Annotated in this window: 13 protein-coding genes; 4 read left to right on the top strand and 9 right to left on the bottom strand. The window is 65.2% G+C overall.

Features of this window, described 5'->3' with window-relative positions:
• Positions 1-226 precede the first annotated feature (226 nt).
• Positions 227-742 (bottom strand): dihydrofolate reductase, encoded by a 516-nt coding sequence (locus B3361_RS22270; protein ID WP_029887255.1) that lies wholly within the window; start codon positions 740-742, stop codon positions 227-229.
• 54 nt (positions 743-796) lie between these two features.
• On the opposite strand from B3361_RS22270, the gene B3361_RS22265 reads away from it, so the two are divergent.
• The gene (locus tag B3361_RS22265) at positions 797-2,188 is read left to right on the top strand and encodes a DUF2868 domain-containing protein (RefSeq protein ID WP_082414655.1); all 1,392 of its coding nucleotides are present in this window, start codon (positions 797-799) and stop codon (positions 2,186-2,188) included.
• Entirely contained in the window at positions 2,181-3,545 is a 1,365-nt protein-coding gene (locus tag B3361_RS22260) for a GTPase/DUF3482 domain-containing protein (protein WP_029887257.1), read from the top strand. The genes B3361_RS22265 and B3361_RS22260 overlap by 8 nt, the downstream gene beginning before the upstream one ends.
• A gap of 44 nt (positions 3,546-3,589) precedes the next feature.
• Here B3361_RS22260 and B3361_RS22255 read toward each other — a convergent pair whose 3' ends face one another.
• Positions 3,590-5,818: a heavy metal translocating P-type ATPase gene (locus tag B3361_RS22255; protein ID WP_054905142.1), complete on the bottom strand. Its 2,229-nt coding sequence runs from the start codon at positions 5,816-5,818 to the stop codon at positions 3,590-3,592.
• Positions 5,819-5,900: 82 nt separating this feature from the next.
• On the opposite strand from B3361_RS22255, the gene cadR reads away from it, so the two are divergent.
• A complete protein-coding gene (cadR, locus tag B3361_RS22250) occupies positions 5,901-6,344 on the top strand; it encodes a cadmium resistance transcriptional regulator CadR (RefSeq protein ID WP_054905143.1) in 444 nt (147 codons plus the stop codon).
• A 190-nt stretch (positions 6,345-6,534) separates the two neighbouring features.
• On the opposite strand, the gene B3361_RS22245 is transcribed toward cadR, so the two are convergent.
• Genes B3361_RS22245 through B3361_RS22235 form a run of 3 tightly spaced genes read right to left on the bottom strand, consistent with a single transcriptional unit; the run spans position 6,535 to position 9,163 of the window.
• Positions 6,535-7,506: a thymidylate synthase gene (locus B3361_RS22245; protein ID WP_029887260.1), complete on the bottom strand. Its 972-nt coding sequence runs from the start codon at positions 7,504-7,506 to the stop codon at positions 6,535-6,537.
• 51 nt (positions 7,507-7,557) lie between these two features.
• On the bottom strand, positions 7,558-8,364 hold the full coding sequence (lgt, locus tag B3361_RS22240) for a prolipoprotein diacylglyceryl transferase (protein ID WP_009685084.1): 807 nt from the start codon (positions 8,362-8,364) through the stop codon (positions 7,558-7,560).
• A gap of 16 nt (positions 8,365-8,380) precedes the next feature.
• The gene (locus B3361_RS22235) at positions 8,381-9,163 is read right to left on the bottom strand and encodes a sulfite exporter TauE/SafE family protein (RefSeq protein ID WP_054882076.1); all 783 of its coding nucleotides are present in this window, start codon (positions 9,161-9,163) and stop codon (positions 8,381-8,383) included.
• 129 nt (positions 9,164-9,292) lie between these two features.
• Here B3361_RS22235 and B3361_RS22230 point away from each other — a divergent pair, with 129 nt between their 5' ends.
• Positions 9,293-10,039, top strand: coding sequence for an NRDE family protein (locus tag B3361_RS22230; RefSeq protein WP_054882075.1), 747 nt, complete (start codon positions 9,293-9,295; stop codon positions 10,037-10,039).
• 57 nt (positions 10,040-10,096) lie between these two features.
• On the opposite strand, the gene ptsP is transcribed toward B3361_RS22230, so the two are convergent.
• From ptsP to ilvA, 4 genes are all read right to left on the bottom strand, one after another.
• Entirely contained in the window at positions 10,097-12,376 is a 2,280-nt protein-coding gene (gene ptsP, locus B3361_RS22225) for a phosphoenolpyruvate--protein phosphotransferase (RefSeq protein ID WP_009685081.1), read from the bottom strand.
• A gap of 22 nt (positions 12,377-12,398) precedes the next feature.
• Positions 12,399-12,878, bottom strand: coding sequence for an RNA pyrophosphohydrolase (locus B3361_RS22220; RefSeq protein WP_003249017.1), 480 nt, complete (start codon positions 12,876-12,878; stop codon positions 12,399-12,401).
• A 148-nt stretch (positions 12,879-13,026) separates the two neighbouring features.
• Positions 13,027-13,452 (bottom strand): DUF2269 domain-containing protein, encoded by a 426-nt coding sequence (locus B3361_RS22215; RefSeq protein WP_054905144.1) that lies wholly within the window; start codon positions 13,450-13,452, stop codon positions 13,027-13,029.
• A 43-nt stretch (positions 13,453-13,495) separates the two neighbouring features.
• Entirely contained in the window at positions 13,496-15,010 is a 1,515-nt protein-coding gene (gene ilvA / locus B3361_RS22210) for a threonine ammonia-lyase, biosynthetic (protein WP_054905145.1), read from the bottom strand.
• Positions 15,011-15,052 lie beyond the last annotated feature (42 nt).

The following is a 15,052-nucleotide window of genomic DNA, read 5'->3' as shown; positions in this document are numbered from 1 at the left end:
GAGCGATCGGCCTCCCCGGAAGTGCTTCTTCAGCCTGACGAGAATATCTTCTCCCGCCAGGCCAGTCACAACATACAAGCAGCGACCGCAGCTCGCGATGCGCCGCGCGGGCGGCGCTCGATCTCACAGGCACTGCATATCTTGTGGCGACCACCTGTCAGCCCTGATGCAATCCCTATGGGAGCTGGCTTGCCCGCGATCGGCCGCCAAGCGGCCCCCAGAAATCTCAAACCCTGTCCCAAACCTCGAAGTGATACCCAGGCTTGCCTTCTTCACCCTGTGCCTCGCTCGACACCAGCTTCCACTGCCCCTGGTCGAACTCGGGAAACCAGGCATCCCCCTCCGGCGCCAATTCCACCCGCGTCAGGTACATCCGGCTGACCAGCCCTTTCTCCAGCGCCTGCCCATAGAGCTGCGCCCCGCCAATCAGCATCAGCTCATCGACGCCTTTTTCGCGCGCCCACTGTTCGGCCCGCACCAGCGCCTGCTCCAGCGAGCCGAAGACTTCGGCGCCCTGCAGCTGCAGCCCAGGCTGCCGGCTGACCACGATATTCAACCGCCCGGGCAGCGGCCGGCCCAGTGAGTCCCAGGTCTTGCGCCCCATGATGATCGGCTTGCCCAGGGTGGTGGCCTTGAAGTACTTGAAGTCCCCCGGCAGATGCCAGGGCATGGAGTTGTCGATGCCGATCACACGGTTCTCGGCGTGAGCCGCGATCAGGCTGAGGGGGAGTGATGTATTCATGCCAGCGAGGATAGCACCGGGCGTGTGGGTTATGCTTCTGCCCTGACCTGTGCAATGGAAGACCTTGTGACCGCACCGACTCCACTGGACAAACGCTGGCTGACCGAAGCGGTCCGCCTGCGCGAAGAACACGCCGGCCTGCTGGAAGACCAGGCAGCCAACCGTCATGCGCGCCAGCGCGGCGGCGACTTGGCGGCGCGCATCGAAAGCCGGGCGCTGTTCCTGGCCGAACGCGACGGCATGGCCACGGCCCTGCGCCACTGGAAACAGGGCGCACGCCTGGCGGTGCTGGCCCTGCTGCTGCTAGCCGTGCTCAGCGGCGCCGGCCTGGCCCTGGCGGCGCTTGGCGACGGCCAGCGCCCGGTCAACGTCTTCTGGGCGTTGGGCAGCCTGTTGGGGCTGAACCTGCTGACGCTGCTGGGCTGGGCCATTGGTTTTGCCCTCAGTGGCGAACACGGGGCGGGGTTGGGCCGTTTGTGGCTATGGCTGAGTGAGCGCTTCGCCCGCGATGCCAAGGCCGCGCACCTGGGCCCGGCACTGCTGGTACTGCTGCAGCGCCAGCGCCTCAACCGCTGGCTGCTAGGCCTGCTGGTACACAGCCTGTGGCTGCTGGCGATGCTCTGCGCGCTGGGCATGCTGCTGGCTCTACTGGCCACCCGTCGCTATGGCTTCGTGTGGGAAACCACCCTGCTCGCCGCCGACCCGTTCATCCAACTCACCCAGGCGCTGGGCGCGCTGCCTTCGCTGCTGGGCTTTGCCGTGCCCGACGAGGCCATGATCCGCGCCAGTGGCGACAGCCAGCCGGCCCTCGACGTGGCGCGCCAGGCCTGGGCCAGCTGGCTGCTCGGCGTAGTGCTGGTATATGGCCTGTTGCCCCGCGTGCTGCTGGCCGGGTTGTGCCTGTGGCGCTGGCGCCAGGGCCGCCAGCGCCTGACCCTGGACCTGAGCCTGCCGGGTTACGCCCAACTGCGCGAAGCGCTGATGCCGCGCAGCGAGCGCATCGGCGTGCAGGACGCGGCCCCCGAGGCGTTGCCAGGGTTCGCCGCCGAGCAGTTGCAAAGCGCCAGCAGCGGCGCCCTGCTGGTGGGCCTGGAACTGGACGACCAGCAGCCCTGGCCACCCCGCCTGCCCCCAAGCGTGACCGATGCCGGCGTGCTCGACAGCCGCGAGTCGCGCAACCGCCTGCTCGAGCAACTCAGCCGCTTTCCGCCGGCACGCCTGGCCATCGCCTGTGACCCGCGCCGCTCGCCCGACCGCGGCAGCCTGGCGCTGCTCGCCGACCTGGCGCGCAATGCTGGTGCCACAAGGGTCTGGCTGCTGCAGGCAGCACCCGGCCAGGCGCTGGACGCTCGGCGCCTGGGCGACTGGCATGAAGCCCTCGAGCGGCTGGGCCTGCCCTATGCCGACACCTCACCGCTGACCTGGCTGGAGCATGGCCATGACTGAGCCGCTGAAATTGGCCGTGGTCGGCCACACCAACGTTGGCAAGACCTCGCTGCTGCGCACCCTGACCCGCGACGTGGGCTTCGGCGAGGTGTCCCACCGCCCCAGCACCACTCGCCATGTCGAAGGCGCGCGGCTGTCGGTGGACGGCGAACCGTTACTGGAGCTTTACGACACGCCAGGGTTGGAGGACGCCATCGCCTTGCTCGACTACCTGGAGCGGCTGGAGCGCCCGGGCGAGCGCCTGGACGGCCCTGCCCGCCTCGAGCGGTTCCTGCAAGGCAGCGAAGCGCGCCAGCGTTTCGAGCAGGAAGCCAAGGTGCTGCGCCAGTTGCTGGCCAGCGACGCCGGCTTGTATGTGATCGATGCCCGCGAGCCAGTGCTGGCCAAGTACCGCGACGAACTGGAGGTGCTGGCCAGTTGCGGCAAGCCACTGTTGCCGGTGCTCAACTTTGTCGCCAGCCACCAGCACCGCGAGGCGCAATGGCGCGAAGCCCTTGCCCGGCTTGGCCTTCACGCGTTGGTACGGTTCGACAGCGTAGCCCCACCCGAGGACGGCGAACGCCGCCTCTACGAAAGCCTGGCCCTGCTGCTGGAAAGCGCCCGCCCGGCCTTGCAGCGGCTGATCGACGACCAGCAGGCCCAACGCCTGGCTCGCCAGCACAGCGGCAAGCGCCTGATTGCCGAGCTGCTGCTGGACTGCGCTGCCTGCCGGCGCAGCGTCGATGCCGAACCGGCGGCCGAAGCCCGGGCCATCGAAGCGCTGCGCCAGGATATTCGTCAGCGTGAGCAACGGTGTGTCGAAGCCCTGCTCAAGCTGTATGCCTTCCGCCGCGACGATGCCCACGCCAGCGACCTGCCGCTGCTGGATGGGCGCTGGGGCGATGACCTGTTCAACCCCGAAACCTTGAAGCTGCTGGGCGTACGCCTGGGCAGCGGCGTAGCCGCCGGCGCAGCGGCCGGTGCCGGGGTCGACTTGCTGGTTGGCGGGCTTACCCTGGGGGCAGCGGCACTGGCCGGGGCGCTGGCCGGCGGTGCGTTGCAGACGGCGCGCAACTATGGCGCGCGCTTGCTGGGCAAACTCAAGGGCAAGCGCGAGTTGACCGTGGACGATACGGTGTTGCGCTTGCTGGCCTTGCGTCAGCAGCAGTTGATGGTGGCCCTGGACAGCCGCGGGCATGCAGCGCAGGACAGCATCAGGCTGGGTGAACTGGATGAAAAGGCCTGGCGTGAGGGCAAGCTGCCAGAGGCACTGGTCAGGGCGCGGGCGCATCCACAGTGGTCCACCCTGAACCCGGGGGCGAAGCTGAACCAGGCCGAGCGCCAGGAACAGCTGGAGGCGCTGGTGTCTCAGTTTTGAACGGGCGGCGAGCCTGAACCGCCCCATACGCACCAGGCAGGCCTTTATTTGCGCAGCAGGCGCAAACCGTTGAACACCACCAGAAGGCTCACGCCCATGTCGGCAAATACCGCCATCCACAGGGTGGCCATGCCGGCAAAGGTGATCGCCAGGAATATGGCCTTGATGCCCAGCGCCAGAACGATGTTCTGCAGCAGGATCGCCCCGCTTTGCCGCGACAACCGAACGAAGGCCGGGATTTTCCGCAAGTCATCGTCCATCAGCGCCACATCGGCGGTTTCGATGGCGGTATCGGTGCCGGCCGCGGCCATGGCGAAACCGATCTCGGCACGGGCCAGTGCCGGCGCATCGTTGATGCCGTCACCGACCATACCCACCCGGTGGCCCTGGGCGTACAAGGCCTCAATGCTTTGCAGTTTGTCGGCCGGCAGCAGGTTGCCCTCGGCGCGGTCGATGCCTACCACGGCGGCAATGGCCTGGGCGGTGTGCGGGTTGTCACCGGTCAGCATCACCGTCTTGATGCCCAGCTCATGCAGTTCGGCAATCGCCTGACGGCTGCTTTCCTTGACCGTGTCGGCCACTGCAAACAGCGCCAGCGGGCCGCTGCGGTCGAGTAGCAGGACCACGGTCTTGCCCTGGCGCTCCAGCCCATCCAGGCGGGCCTCCAACTCGGGCGAACACAGCCCCAGCTCCTCGACCAGGCGGTGATTGCCCAAGTGGTAGACCTGGCCGTCGATGGTGCCACGCACGCCCCGCCCGGCCAGGGCGGCAAAGTCGTCTACCTCGCTCAAGGCCAGGCCTTGCTGCCTGCCGAACTGGGCGATGGCTCGCGACACCGGGTGGTCCGAACGCTCGCCCAGGCTGGCGGCCAAGGCCTGGGCGCGGCCTTCGAACAGCGGCGCCAGCACCTCGGCGTCGGTCTGGGCAGGTTTGCCATGGGTGATGGTGCCGGTCTTGTCCAGGGCCAGGAAGTCCAGGTGGCGGCCGCCTTCCAGGTAAATGCCCCCCTTGACCAGAATACCCTTGCGCGCAGCGGCGGCCAGGCCGCTGACGATGGTCACCGGGGTGGAGATCACCAGGGCGCACGGGCACGCCACTACCAGCAGCACCAAGGCGCGGTACACCCAGTCGAACCAGGCACCGGCCATGAACAGCGGCGGCACCGCCGCCACGGCCAAGGCGATGGCGAACACCACCGGCGTGTAGATGCGCGAGAAGCGGTCGACGAAGCGCTGGGTCGGCGCCCGTGCCCCTTGCGCCTGCTCCACAGCCTTGATGATCCGGGCCAGGGTCGACTGCCCGGCAGCAGCGGTCACGCGAAACTCCAGCGCCCCTGCCTGGTTGATGGTGCCGGCAAACAACTTGTCGCCGACCGCCTTCTCCACGGGCAGGCTTTCGCCGGTGATCGGCGCCTGATCGACGCTGGATTGCCCGCTGGTCACTTCACCGTCCAGGCCAATGCGCTCGCCAGGGCGCACCCGCACCTGTGCACCGATGGCTACCTCACGCACTGGCACTTCACGCCACTGGCCATCGGCTTGCTGCACCGTCGCCATGTCCGGCGTCAGTTGCATCAGGCCGCTGATGGCATTGCGCGCACGGTCCAGCGAGCGGGCTTCGATCAGCTCGGCGATGGTGAACAGCACCATCACCATGGCTGCCTCCGGCCACTGCCCGATCAGTACCGCACCCGTGACGGCGATGCTCATCAGTGCGTTGATGTTGAGGTTGCGGTTTTTCAGGGCGATCCAGCCCTTTTTATAGGTGCCCAGACCGCAGCCGAGTATGGCTGCGAGTGCCAGCGCGGCCACCACCCACTCCGGCGCAAGCGCAGAAAAGTGCACGATTTCCGCGGCGATTGCCGCAGTACCCGCCAACGCCAGCGGCCACCAACGGGTTTTCGCCGGTGCCGATGCGCTGGCGCTGCCGTCGTCTTCGGCGCCCAGCGGCTCGGCTTTCATGCCCAGGCTGTCGATAGCCCGCTCGATTTCGGCGGTACCACCCAGGGTGTGGCGCACGCCAAGCACGCGGTTGATCAGGTTGAACTCCAATTGCTCGACGCCAGCCAGCTTGCCGAGCTTGTCCTGGATCAAGGTCTGCTCGGTGGGGCAGTCCATGGCATCGATGCGGAAGCGGCTGAGGTGCGCGTGGCCACTGGCCTGCTCGCTCAACTGCACCAGCGCCGGCGCAGCTTCGGCACTGCAGCAGCTGTGCCCATGGGCATGATCGTGGTGGTGACCGTGCTTGTGTTCGTGGCTGACAGGCTGGTTCATGGGGGGTCCTTAAAGTGAGCCTGTTGCCAAGTGAACACCCTGTAGCCACTATAGGGTCAAGCCATTAGCGGGGAATTTGGTAATGAAGATCGGTGAACTGGCCAAAGCCACCGACTGCGCGGTGGAAACCATCCGCTACTACGAGCGGGAAAACCTGCTGCCCGCACCTGCGCGCAGCGACGGCAACTACCGCCTCTACACCCAGGCGCATGTCGAGCGGCTGACGTTCATCCGCAATTGCCGCACGCTGGACATGACCCTCGATGAAATCCGCAGCCTGCTAAGCCTGCGCGACAGCCCGGCTGGCGCGTGCGGCAGCGTCAACGCGCTGATCGACGAGCATATCGAGCATGTGCAGGCGCGCATCGACGGGCTGGTAGCGTTGCAGGCGCAGTTGATGGAACTGCGCCGGCGCTGCAGCGCACAGGGGGCAGAATGCGCGATCTTGCAGCAACTGGAGACGAATGGTGCGGTAACGGTGCCGGAAACCGAGCATTCGCACGTGGGCCGCAGCCACGGGCATTGAGGAACACGATCTACCGTGGGAGCGGCTTCAGCCGCGAACACCGGCAAAGCCGGTGCCAGCCACCGCGTCGCCTGCTTCGCGGGCACGCCCGCTCCCACAGGTTAGGGTGCTGGCTTCAAGCTCACGCTACAGATGTAGGAGCGGCCTTGTGTCGCGAAAGGGGCGCAAAGCGCCCCGGCCATCCAGGTACCTACACCGCCATCGGTGCCGTCATCGGCGCATGGTGCTCATAGCCTTCCAGCCAGAAATCACTCGGCTCGATCTTCTCCAGCCACTCGGGCTCGTACTTGCCCGTTTCGGCAAACGCCGGCACCCGGTCACTGATCACCAGCTTCGGCGCTTCCAGCGGCTCGCGCTTGAGCTGCTCGTTGAGCATGTCCAGGTGGTTTTCATACACGTGGGCATCGCCGATAAAGTAGGTAAACCAGCGCGGGGTGTACCCGGTCAGGCGGCCGAACAGGGCCAGCAGCGCCGCACCTTCGGTAAGGTTGAACGGTGTCCCCAGGCCCAAGTCGTTGGAACGGATGTAAAGCGTCAGGGAAATTTCCCTGGTCTCGACATTCGGATGGAACTGGTACAGCAGGTGGCACGGCGGCAGCGCCATCTCGTCGAGCTGCGCGCAGTTCCAGCCGTGGAACAGGATGCGCCGGCTGCCCGGGTCGTTGGCGATGGTGTCCAGGCACTGGCGCACCTGATCGATAGCCTTGTACAGGATGACGAAGGCGACACCGTCTTCCTCGTCCTGGGCAATACGGCGGAAGCCCGCCTGCTCGGCCATGGCGATAGCGGCGGGGTTGCCCAGCGGGATGCGCTTGTAGCCAGGCCACTGGCGCCATTGCACGCCATAGATTTCACCCAGGTCATCATGGCCCTGGCGGAACGGGTTGGCCAACCACTGGGCGTTTTCGTTGGCATTCTGGTCCCACACCTTGCAGCCCAGCTCGCGGAACTCACCGGCGTTCTTCACGCCGCGCAGGAAGCCGACCATCTCGCCGATCGCCGACTTGAACGCCAGCTTGCGCGTGGTAATGGCCGGGAAGCCCTTCTGCAGGTCGAAACGCAGCATCGCACCCGGCAGGCTGATGGTGCGGATGCCGGTGCGGTTGCCCTGCAGCGTGCCGTTTTCGATAACGTCGCGGACCAGGTCCAGATACTGTTTCATGGCTTACCTGTAGCAGATACGGCAGGGGGATCGCCCCTGCCGTGGGATTAATCAGGCGGGATTCGCCGTGGGCTTGCGATTATAAGCCCACCAGATCAGGCCGAGGCCAGCGAGGATCATCGGCACGCAGAGAATCTGACCCATGGTCAGCCAGCCCCACGCCAGATAGCCCAGCTGGGCGTCCGGTACGCGAACGAACTCGACGATGAAACGGAAAATGCCATAGAACAGCGCGAACATCCCGGACACGGCCATGGTCGGCCGCGGCTTGCGCGAGAACAGCCAGAGGATCACGAACAGAGCCACGCCTTCCAGCGCAAATTGGTAGAGCTGCGACGGGTGGCGCGGCAGTTGCGCGGGGTCGCTGAAGGGCGGGAAGATCATCGCCCACGGCACGTCGGTCGGCTTGCCCCACAATTCGGCGTTGATGAAGTTGCCGATACGCCCGGCGCCCAGCCCGATCGGCACCAGCGGCGCGACAAAGTCCATCAGCTCGAAGAACGACTTGTTGTTGCGCTTGCCGAACCACAGGGCTGCCAGCATCACCCCAATGAAGCCGCCGTGGAACGACATGCCACCCTTCCACACTTCGAAGATCAAGGTCGGGTTGGCCAGGTAGGCGTGCAGGTCGTAGAACAGCACGTAGCCCAGGCGGCCACCGACGATTACCCCCATCGACAGCCAGAACACCAGGTCGGAGAGCTTTTCACGGGTCCAGGTCGGGTCGAAACGGTTCAGCCGACGGGAGGCCAGCAACCAGGCGCCACCGATGCCGATCAGGTACATCAGGCCGTACCAGTGAATTTTCAGCGGGCCAATGGCCACGGCCACGGGGTCTATCTGCGGGTAAGGCAGCATGGAACTTCCTCTCGATTCAAATCAAAAAGCTGAGGCCAACACAGAACAGCAGGGCTGCGAACAGGCGTTTCAACAGGCGCGGCGACAGCTTGTGCGCCAGGCGCGCGCCAAAGCGCGCGAAAAACATGCTGGTCACGGCAATGCCGACCAGCGCCGGCAGGTACACGTAACCCAGGCTGTGGGGCGGCAGGTGCTGCTCATGCCAACCTAGCAGCATGAAGCTCAAGGCACTGGCCATGGCGATCGGCAGGCCGCAGGCAGAGGATGTGGCCACTGCCTGTTGCATGGGCAGGCTGCGCGAGGTCAGGAAAGGCACGGTCAGCGAGCCACCCCCAATGCCGAAAATGGCCGAGGCCCAACCGATCACCCCACCCGCGCCGACCAGCACAGGCTTGCCAGGCACACCATGGCTGGCCTTGGGCTTGAGGTCCAGGGCCATTTGCGCAGCGATGACCAGTGCGAAGACACCAATGATCTTTTGCAGGAGCGGGCCCTGGATCAGCGAGGCGGTCTTGGCGCCGACCCCGGCCCCCAGGAGGATGCCCAGGGTCATCCAGGCGAATATCGGCCATTGCACCGCACCCTTGCGGTGGTGTTCGAGCACGGCATTGATCGAGGTGAACACGATGGTCGCCAACGACGTACCCACCGCCAGGTGGGTCAGTACCGAGGCGTCGAAACCCTGCAGGGTGAAGCTGAACACCAGCACCGGCACGATGATGATGCCGCCGCCCACGCCGAACAGCCCCGCCAGCACGCCGGCACAGGCGCCCAACAGCAGATAGAGCACGAATTCCATTCGGCATCCCCGAGAAATCAATCCGGCATGGTAACGGAAGCCGGGTTCGAGGCTCTAGTGAAGTCTGTGTCAGGATGGATCCTGCCCGCAGCTGTGGGTACAGTGGCAGAAAACACAGAGGCCTGACCGATGTGCCTGATCGTATTCGCCTGGCGGCCGGGGCACGCCCTGCCGCTGATCGTCGCGGCCAACCGCGACGAATTCTACGCCCGCCCTGCCCAGGCCCTGGCGGCCTGGGAGGATGCGCCCGGGGTGCATGCCGGGCGGGACCTGGAGGCCGGTGGCACCTGGCTGGGTGTGGGCCCACAGGGGCGCTTTGCAGCGCTGACCAATATCCGTGACCCGCGGCAGGCGCAGGGGCCCCGCTCGCGCGGCGAGCTGGTGGCGGGGTATTTACGGGGTGAGCTGGGGGTTGAGGCTTACCTGGACGAGGTGGCCAGCCGTAGCGGGCAGTATTCGGGGTTCAACCTGCTGGTGGGTGATGGGCGCCAGCTGGGTTACCTGCATGGCCCAGACGTGGCGCCGCGCCTGCTGGAAGCCGGGGTGTATGGGCTGTCCAATGCCGGGCTGGATACCCCATGGCCAAAGCTGGTGAAGGCGCGAAGCGGGCTGCAGAGGTTGCTGGAAACGCCGGAGCCGCCACAGTTGCTGGCGCTGCTGGCCGATGGCGAGCCTGCAGCTGACGGGGAGCTACCGGACACAGGCGTGGGCATGGCGACCGAGAAGCTGCTGTCGAGTGTGTTTATTGCCAGCCAGAGTTATGGGACACGCGCGAGTACTGTGCTGATTGTGGATGATCAGGGCAGAAGGCGCCTGATCGAGCGCAGTTTCGGGCCGTTTGGAGGGCACCTGGGGGAGGTTGAGCTGTCGGTCTGAACAGCGCCTTCGTGGGAGCGGGCGTGCCCGCGAAGAGGCCCGAACAGGCACCCCCCCTTACAGGGTTTTATTGGCTCCAGGCCCGATCATCCGCGCCAGCCCCAGGTTTTTCAGCGCCAGCTGCAACGAGCTGTGGATAACCTGCGGGTTGTCGTGGCTCAAGGCTTCGACCAGCAGCTCCTTGGCCTTGCCCATGTTCACCTGGCGCAGCATCCACTTCACCTTGGGCAGGTTGGTGGCGTTCATCGACAGGCTGTCGAAGCCCATCGCCATCAACAGGATCGCTGCCGCGGGGTCACCCGCCATCTCGCCGCAGATGCTGACCGGCTTGCCCTCGCCATGGGCATCACGCACCACGGTGTTCAGCGCCTGCAGCACCGCCGGGTGCAAGTAGTCGTACAGGTCGGCGACCCGTGGGTTGTTGCGGTCCACGGCCAGCAGGTACTGGGTAAGGTCGTTGGAACCGACCGACAGGAAATCCACCTGCCGCGCCAACTCCTTGGTCTGGTACACCGCCGCAGGGATCTCCACCATGACGCCAACCGGCGGCATCGGCACGTCGGTGCCTTCGTCGCGCACCTCGCCCCAGGCCCGGTGAATCAGGTGCAGCGCCTCTTCCAGCTCGTGAATACCGGAAATCATCGGCAGCAGGATGCGCAGGTTGTTCAGGCCCTCGCTGGCTTTGAGCATGGCGCGGGTCTGCACCAGGAAGATTTCCGGGTGGTCGAGGGTCACACGGATGCCGCGCCAGCCGAGGAACGGGTTGTCTTCTTTGATCGGGAAATAGGACAGCGCCTTGTCGCCACCAATGTCTAGGGTGCGCATGGTCACCGGCAGTGGGTGGAAGGCCGCCAACTGCTCACGGTAGATGGCCAGCTGCTCTTTTTCGCTGGGGAAGCGCTGGTTGATCATGAACGGCACTTCGGTGCGGTACAGGCCCACCCCTTCGGCACCGCGTTGCTGGGCCCGGGCCACATCGGCCAGCAGGCCGGTATTGACCCACAACGGCATGCGGTGGCCGTCGGGGGTGATGCAGGGCAGCTCGCGCAGGGCATCCAGGCCCTGGGCCAACTGGCGCTCTTCCTCGACCACGTCGCTGTATTGCTTGCGCAGCACTTCGCTCGGGTTGGTGAACACCTCGCCCTTGTAACCGTCGACGATCAGCTCGATGCCGTCGACCTTGGAGTAAGGCAGGTCGACCAGGCCCATTACCGTGGGGATACCCATGGCACGGGCCAGGATGGCAACGTGGGAGTTGCCCGACCCCAGTACCGACACCAGGCCGACCAGCTTGCCTTCCGGCACTTCGCCGAGCATTGCCGGGGTCAGCTCTTCACTGACCAGGATGGTGTTGTCGGCGTAGACCAGCGACTGCGAGCGGGCCTCTTGCAGGTAGGCCAGCAAACGCCGGCCCAGATCCTTCACGTCGGAGGCACGCTCGCGCAGGTAGTCGTCGTCCATCAGCTCGAAACGGTTGACGTGCTCGCCGACCACCTGGCGCAGGGCGCCCTGGGCCCACTGGCCGGTCTTGATGACCGCGGTCACCTCGCCGCCCAGCGCTGCGTCTTCGAGCATCATCAGGTACACATCGAAAAGAGCGCGCTCTTCCGGGCGCAGCTGCGTCGCCAGTTTGGCCGACAGCTTGCGCATGTCTTCGCGCACGCCTTCAAGGGCGTTTTCGAACAGCTTGAGCTCGGCGTCGATGTCATCGACGGCCTTGTCGGGCACCACTTCGAGGTCGGCAGGCGGCAACATGACCACGGCACGCCCTACGGCAGCGCCTGGCGAGCCAGGCACGCCGACGAAACGCGCTTCCTGGATGCCCTTGCCCTGCCGGCCCAGGCCACGGATCGAGCCGGTGGCCTCGGCGTGGGCGATAACCCCGGCAAGCTGGGCGCTCATGGTGACCAGGAACGCTTCTTCGCCCTCGTCGAACTGGCGGCGCTCCTTCTGCTGGATGACCAGCACCCCGACCACGCGGCGGTGGTGAATGATCGGTGCACCCAGGAACGAGGCGAATCGCTCTTCGCCAGTTTCGGCAAAGTAGCGGTAACGCGGGTGGTCGGCGGCGTTTTCCAGGTTCAGCGGCTCTTCGCGGGTACCGACCAGGCCGACCAGACCTTCGTTGGGCGCCATGCTGACCTTGCCGATGGAGCGTTTGTTCAGGCCTTCGGTGGCCATCAGCACGAAGCGATTGGTTTCCGGATCAAGCAGGTACACCGAGCAGACCTGGCTGCCCATGGCCTCCTTGACGCGCAAGACAATGATCCCCAACGCCGACTTGAGATCTTTGGCGGAGTTTACTTCCTGGACGATCTTGCGCAGCGTATTGAGCATGGCTCGGGGTCGAACTCCGTCGTCAGTCGCGCGTCAGAAGACGCGGTGCTAGCTCTTTCAGGGCGCGCCGGTATACCTCGCGCTTGAATGTCACAACCTGGCCCAGCGGGTACCAATAGCTCACCCAACGCCAGCCGTCGAACTCCGGCTTGCCGGTGAGGTCCATTCTTACCCGTTGTTCGTTGCTGACCAGGCGCAGCAGGAACCACTTCTGCTTCTGGCCGATGCACAGCGGCTGGCTGTGGGTCCGCACCAGGCGCTGCGGTAAACGATAACGCAACCAGCCACGGGTGCAGGCAAGAATTTCCACATCATCGCGTTCAAGGCCAACTTCTTCGTTCAGCTCGCGGTACAGGGCATCTTCCGGCGTTTCGTCAGGGTTGATTCCACCCTGGGGAAATTGCCAGGCATCCTGGTTGATCCGTCGAGCCCATAGCACCTGCCCGGCATCATTCGTGAGAATGATCCCGACATTGGGGCGAAAACCATCCGGGTCGATCACGGCAGCAACCTCGCAAACGCATGTCACCGCATTGTTCCACAAAGCTTGCGAGCGCAGCAACGCGCCCGCCACGCTTATGTGCCGCGGCGTGAAAACTCCTTGTTCGGTGAAGGCAAGGTGATGCTGGCAAGCGTTGGCCGCTGCTGCGTCAGACTGGCTTGGCGCCCATCAGCCCGGCGATGGACAGCAGGCAGACGCCACTGAACACCGCCAGCGCCAAGGTGAAGCGCAACCCTACCGGCTCGGCCTTGCGCAGCCTGTTAAGCCGCACCAGCAGCGACCACATGGCAAACGCACCAAGCGTATAGATGACGCTGGACGCCAGCACCCAGGTCTGCCCCAGCGGCCAGCCGACCAGGTGCACCAGCCACCAGCCGGTGAAGGGCATGCTTACCAGGCACAGCACCATTACCAGCCACACGAACACCAGCGGCCGGCGCAGCAGCTTGGCATAGGCCTGCGCATCGCCCTGGCGGCGGGCGCGCACGGTCCACACCGCCAGGCCCAGGGCACCCAGCAGCAGGAGTGCAGTGGCGATGATGTGCAGTGTTTTCAGGGTGGTCAGATGTTCCATGTGTGCGTTGTCCTTGAGCAGGCCTTAGGCCCAGCTTAGCTGCTCAGCCCAGGAACAGCTTGTAAGCCGGGTTCTCGGTTTCGTCCCAGTAGGGGTAACCAATCTTGGCCAGTGCCGCTGGCACCAGGTGGCGCTCGTCTTCCGGCACCTGCAGGCCCGCCACCACACGCCCGTCTGCCGCGCCGTGGTTACGGTAGTGGAACATCGAGATATTCCAGCGCCCACCCAGCTTGTCGAGGAAATTGAACAGCGCCCCCGGCCGTTCCGGGAACTCGAAGCGCAGCACCATTTCATCGCTGGCGCCAGCCGAGTGGCCGCCGACCATATGACGAATGTGCAACTTGGCCAGCTCGTTGTCGGTCAGGTCCGTTACCGGGAAGCCCTGCTCGCCCAAATGCTGCACCAAGGCTGCGCGCGGGTCGTTTTCCGGGTGGGTCTGCACGCCCACGAAGATATGCGCCTCGTCCGAGGTGTGCTTGCGGTAGTTGAACTCGGTGATCTGGCGTTTGCCAATCGCCTGGCAGAACGCCTTGAAGCTGCCCGGGCGTTCAGGAATGGTAACGGCGATGATCGCCTCGCGCTTTTCACCCAGTTCGGCACGCTCGGCCACATGGCGCAAGCGGTCGAAATTGACATTGGCGCCGGAGTCGATTGCCACCAGGGTCTGGCCGGTCACGCCGTACAGTTCGACGTAACGCTTGATGCCCGCCACACCCAACGCGCCGGCAGGCTCGGTGATCGAGCGGGTATCGTCGTAGATATCCTTGATTGCGGCACAGATTTCATCGGTGCTGACCGTGACCACTTCATCCACATGGTGGCGGCAGATATCGAAGGTGTGCTGGCCGATCTGCGCCACCGCCACGCCGTCGGCGAACAGCCCGACCTGCGGCAGCACCACGCGCTCACCCGCGGCCATGGCCGCCTGCAGGCAGTTGGAGTCATCCGGCTCAACACCAATGACCTTGATATCCGGACGCAGGTACTTCACGTAGGCGGCAATACCGGCGATCAGGCCACCGCCGCCCACCGGCACGAAGATCGCGTCCAGCTGGCCAGGGTGCTGGCGCAGGATTTCCATGGCCACGGTGCCCTGCCCGGCGATGGTGTGCGGGTCATCGTAAGGGTGGACATAGACCAGGCCCTTTTCATCGACCAGCTTCAGCGAATAAGCCAGCGCCTCGGGGAACGAGTCGCCATGCAGCACCACCTTGCCGCCACGCGAGCGCACGCCTTCGACCTTGATCTCCGGGGTGGTCTTGGGCATCACGATGGTGGCCTTGATGCCCATTTCCCGCGCGGCCAGGGCCAGACCCTGGGCGTGGTTGCCGGCCGAGGCGGTGACCACGCCGCGGGCCAGTTCTTCCGGGGTCAGCTGGGCCAGCTTGTTGTACGCCCCGCGGATCTTGAACGAGAACACCGGCTGCAGGTCTTCGCGCTTGAGCAGAATCTGGTTGCCCAGGCGCTTGCTCAGTTGCCCGGCGCTCTGCAACGGGGTTTCGACGGCAACGTCATAGACGCGCGAGGTGAGGATCTTCTTGACGTACTGTTCGAGCATCGGGAAAGCATCACTGGGCAGCGGGACAAGGGCTGGAAGTCT

The sequence above is a fragment of the Pseudomonas sp. UBA6699 genome, from assembly GCF_002454615.1.
Classification (GTDB): Bacteria; Pseudomonadota; Gammaproteobacteria; order Pseudomonadales; family Pseudomonadaceae; genus Aquipseudomonas; species Aquipseudomonas juntendi.
Note: the sequence above shows the minus strand (reverse complement) of the source record. Positions and strands in the feature narration are given on the sequence as shown.

Excerpts from the sequence above, each read along its gene's own strand:
- B3361_RS22270 (WP_029887255.1), bottom strand. The coding sequence starts at position 742 with ATGAATACATCACTCCCCCTCAGCCTGATCGCGGCTCACGCCGAGAAC.
- B3361_RS22265 (WP_082414655.1), top strand. The coding sequence starts at position 797 with ATGGAAGACCTTGTGACCGCACCGACTCCACTGGACAAACGCTGGCTG.
- B3361_RS22260 (WP_029887257.1), top strand. The coding sequence starts at position 2,181 with ATGACTGAGCCGCTGAAATTGGCCGTGGTCGGCCACACCAACGTTGGC.
- B3361_RS22255 (WP_054905142.1), bottom strand. The coding sequence starts at position 5,818 with ATGAACCAGCCTGTCAGCCACGAACACAAGCACGGTCACCACCACGAT.
- cadR (WP_054905143.1), top strand. The coding sequence starts at position 5,901 with ATGAAGATCGGTGAACTGGCCAAAGCCACCGACTGCGCGGTGGAAACC.
- B3361_RS22245 (WP_029887260.1), bottom strand. The coding sequence starts at position 7,506 with ATGAAACAGTATCTGGACCTGGTCCGCGACGTTATCGAAAACGGCACG.
- lgt (WP_009685084.1), bottom strand. The coding sequence starts at position 8,364 with ATGCTGCCTTACCCGCAGATAGACCCCGTGGCCGTGGCCATTGGCCCG.
- B3361_RS22235 (WP_054882076.1), bottom strand. The coding sequence starts at position 9,163 with ATGGAATTCGTGCTCTATCTGCTGTTGGGCGCCTGTGCCGGCGTGCTG.
- B3361_RS22230 (WP_054882075.1), top strand. The coding sequence starts at position 9,293 with ATGTGCCTGATCGTATTCGCCTGGCGGCCGGGGCACGCCCTGCCGCTG.
- ptsP (WP_009685081.1), bottom strand. The coding sequence starts at position 12,376 with ATGCTCAATACGCTGCGCAAGATCGTCCAGGAAGTAAACTCCGCCAAA.
- B3361_RS22215 (WP_054905144.1), bottom strand. The coding sequence starts at position 13,452 with ATGGAACATCTGACCACCCTGAAAACACTGCACATCATCGCCACTGCA.
- ilvA (WP_054905145.1), bottom strand. The coding sequence starts at position 15,010 with ATGCTCGAACAGTACGTCAAGAAGATCCTCACCTCGCGCGTCTATGAC.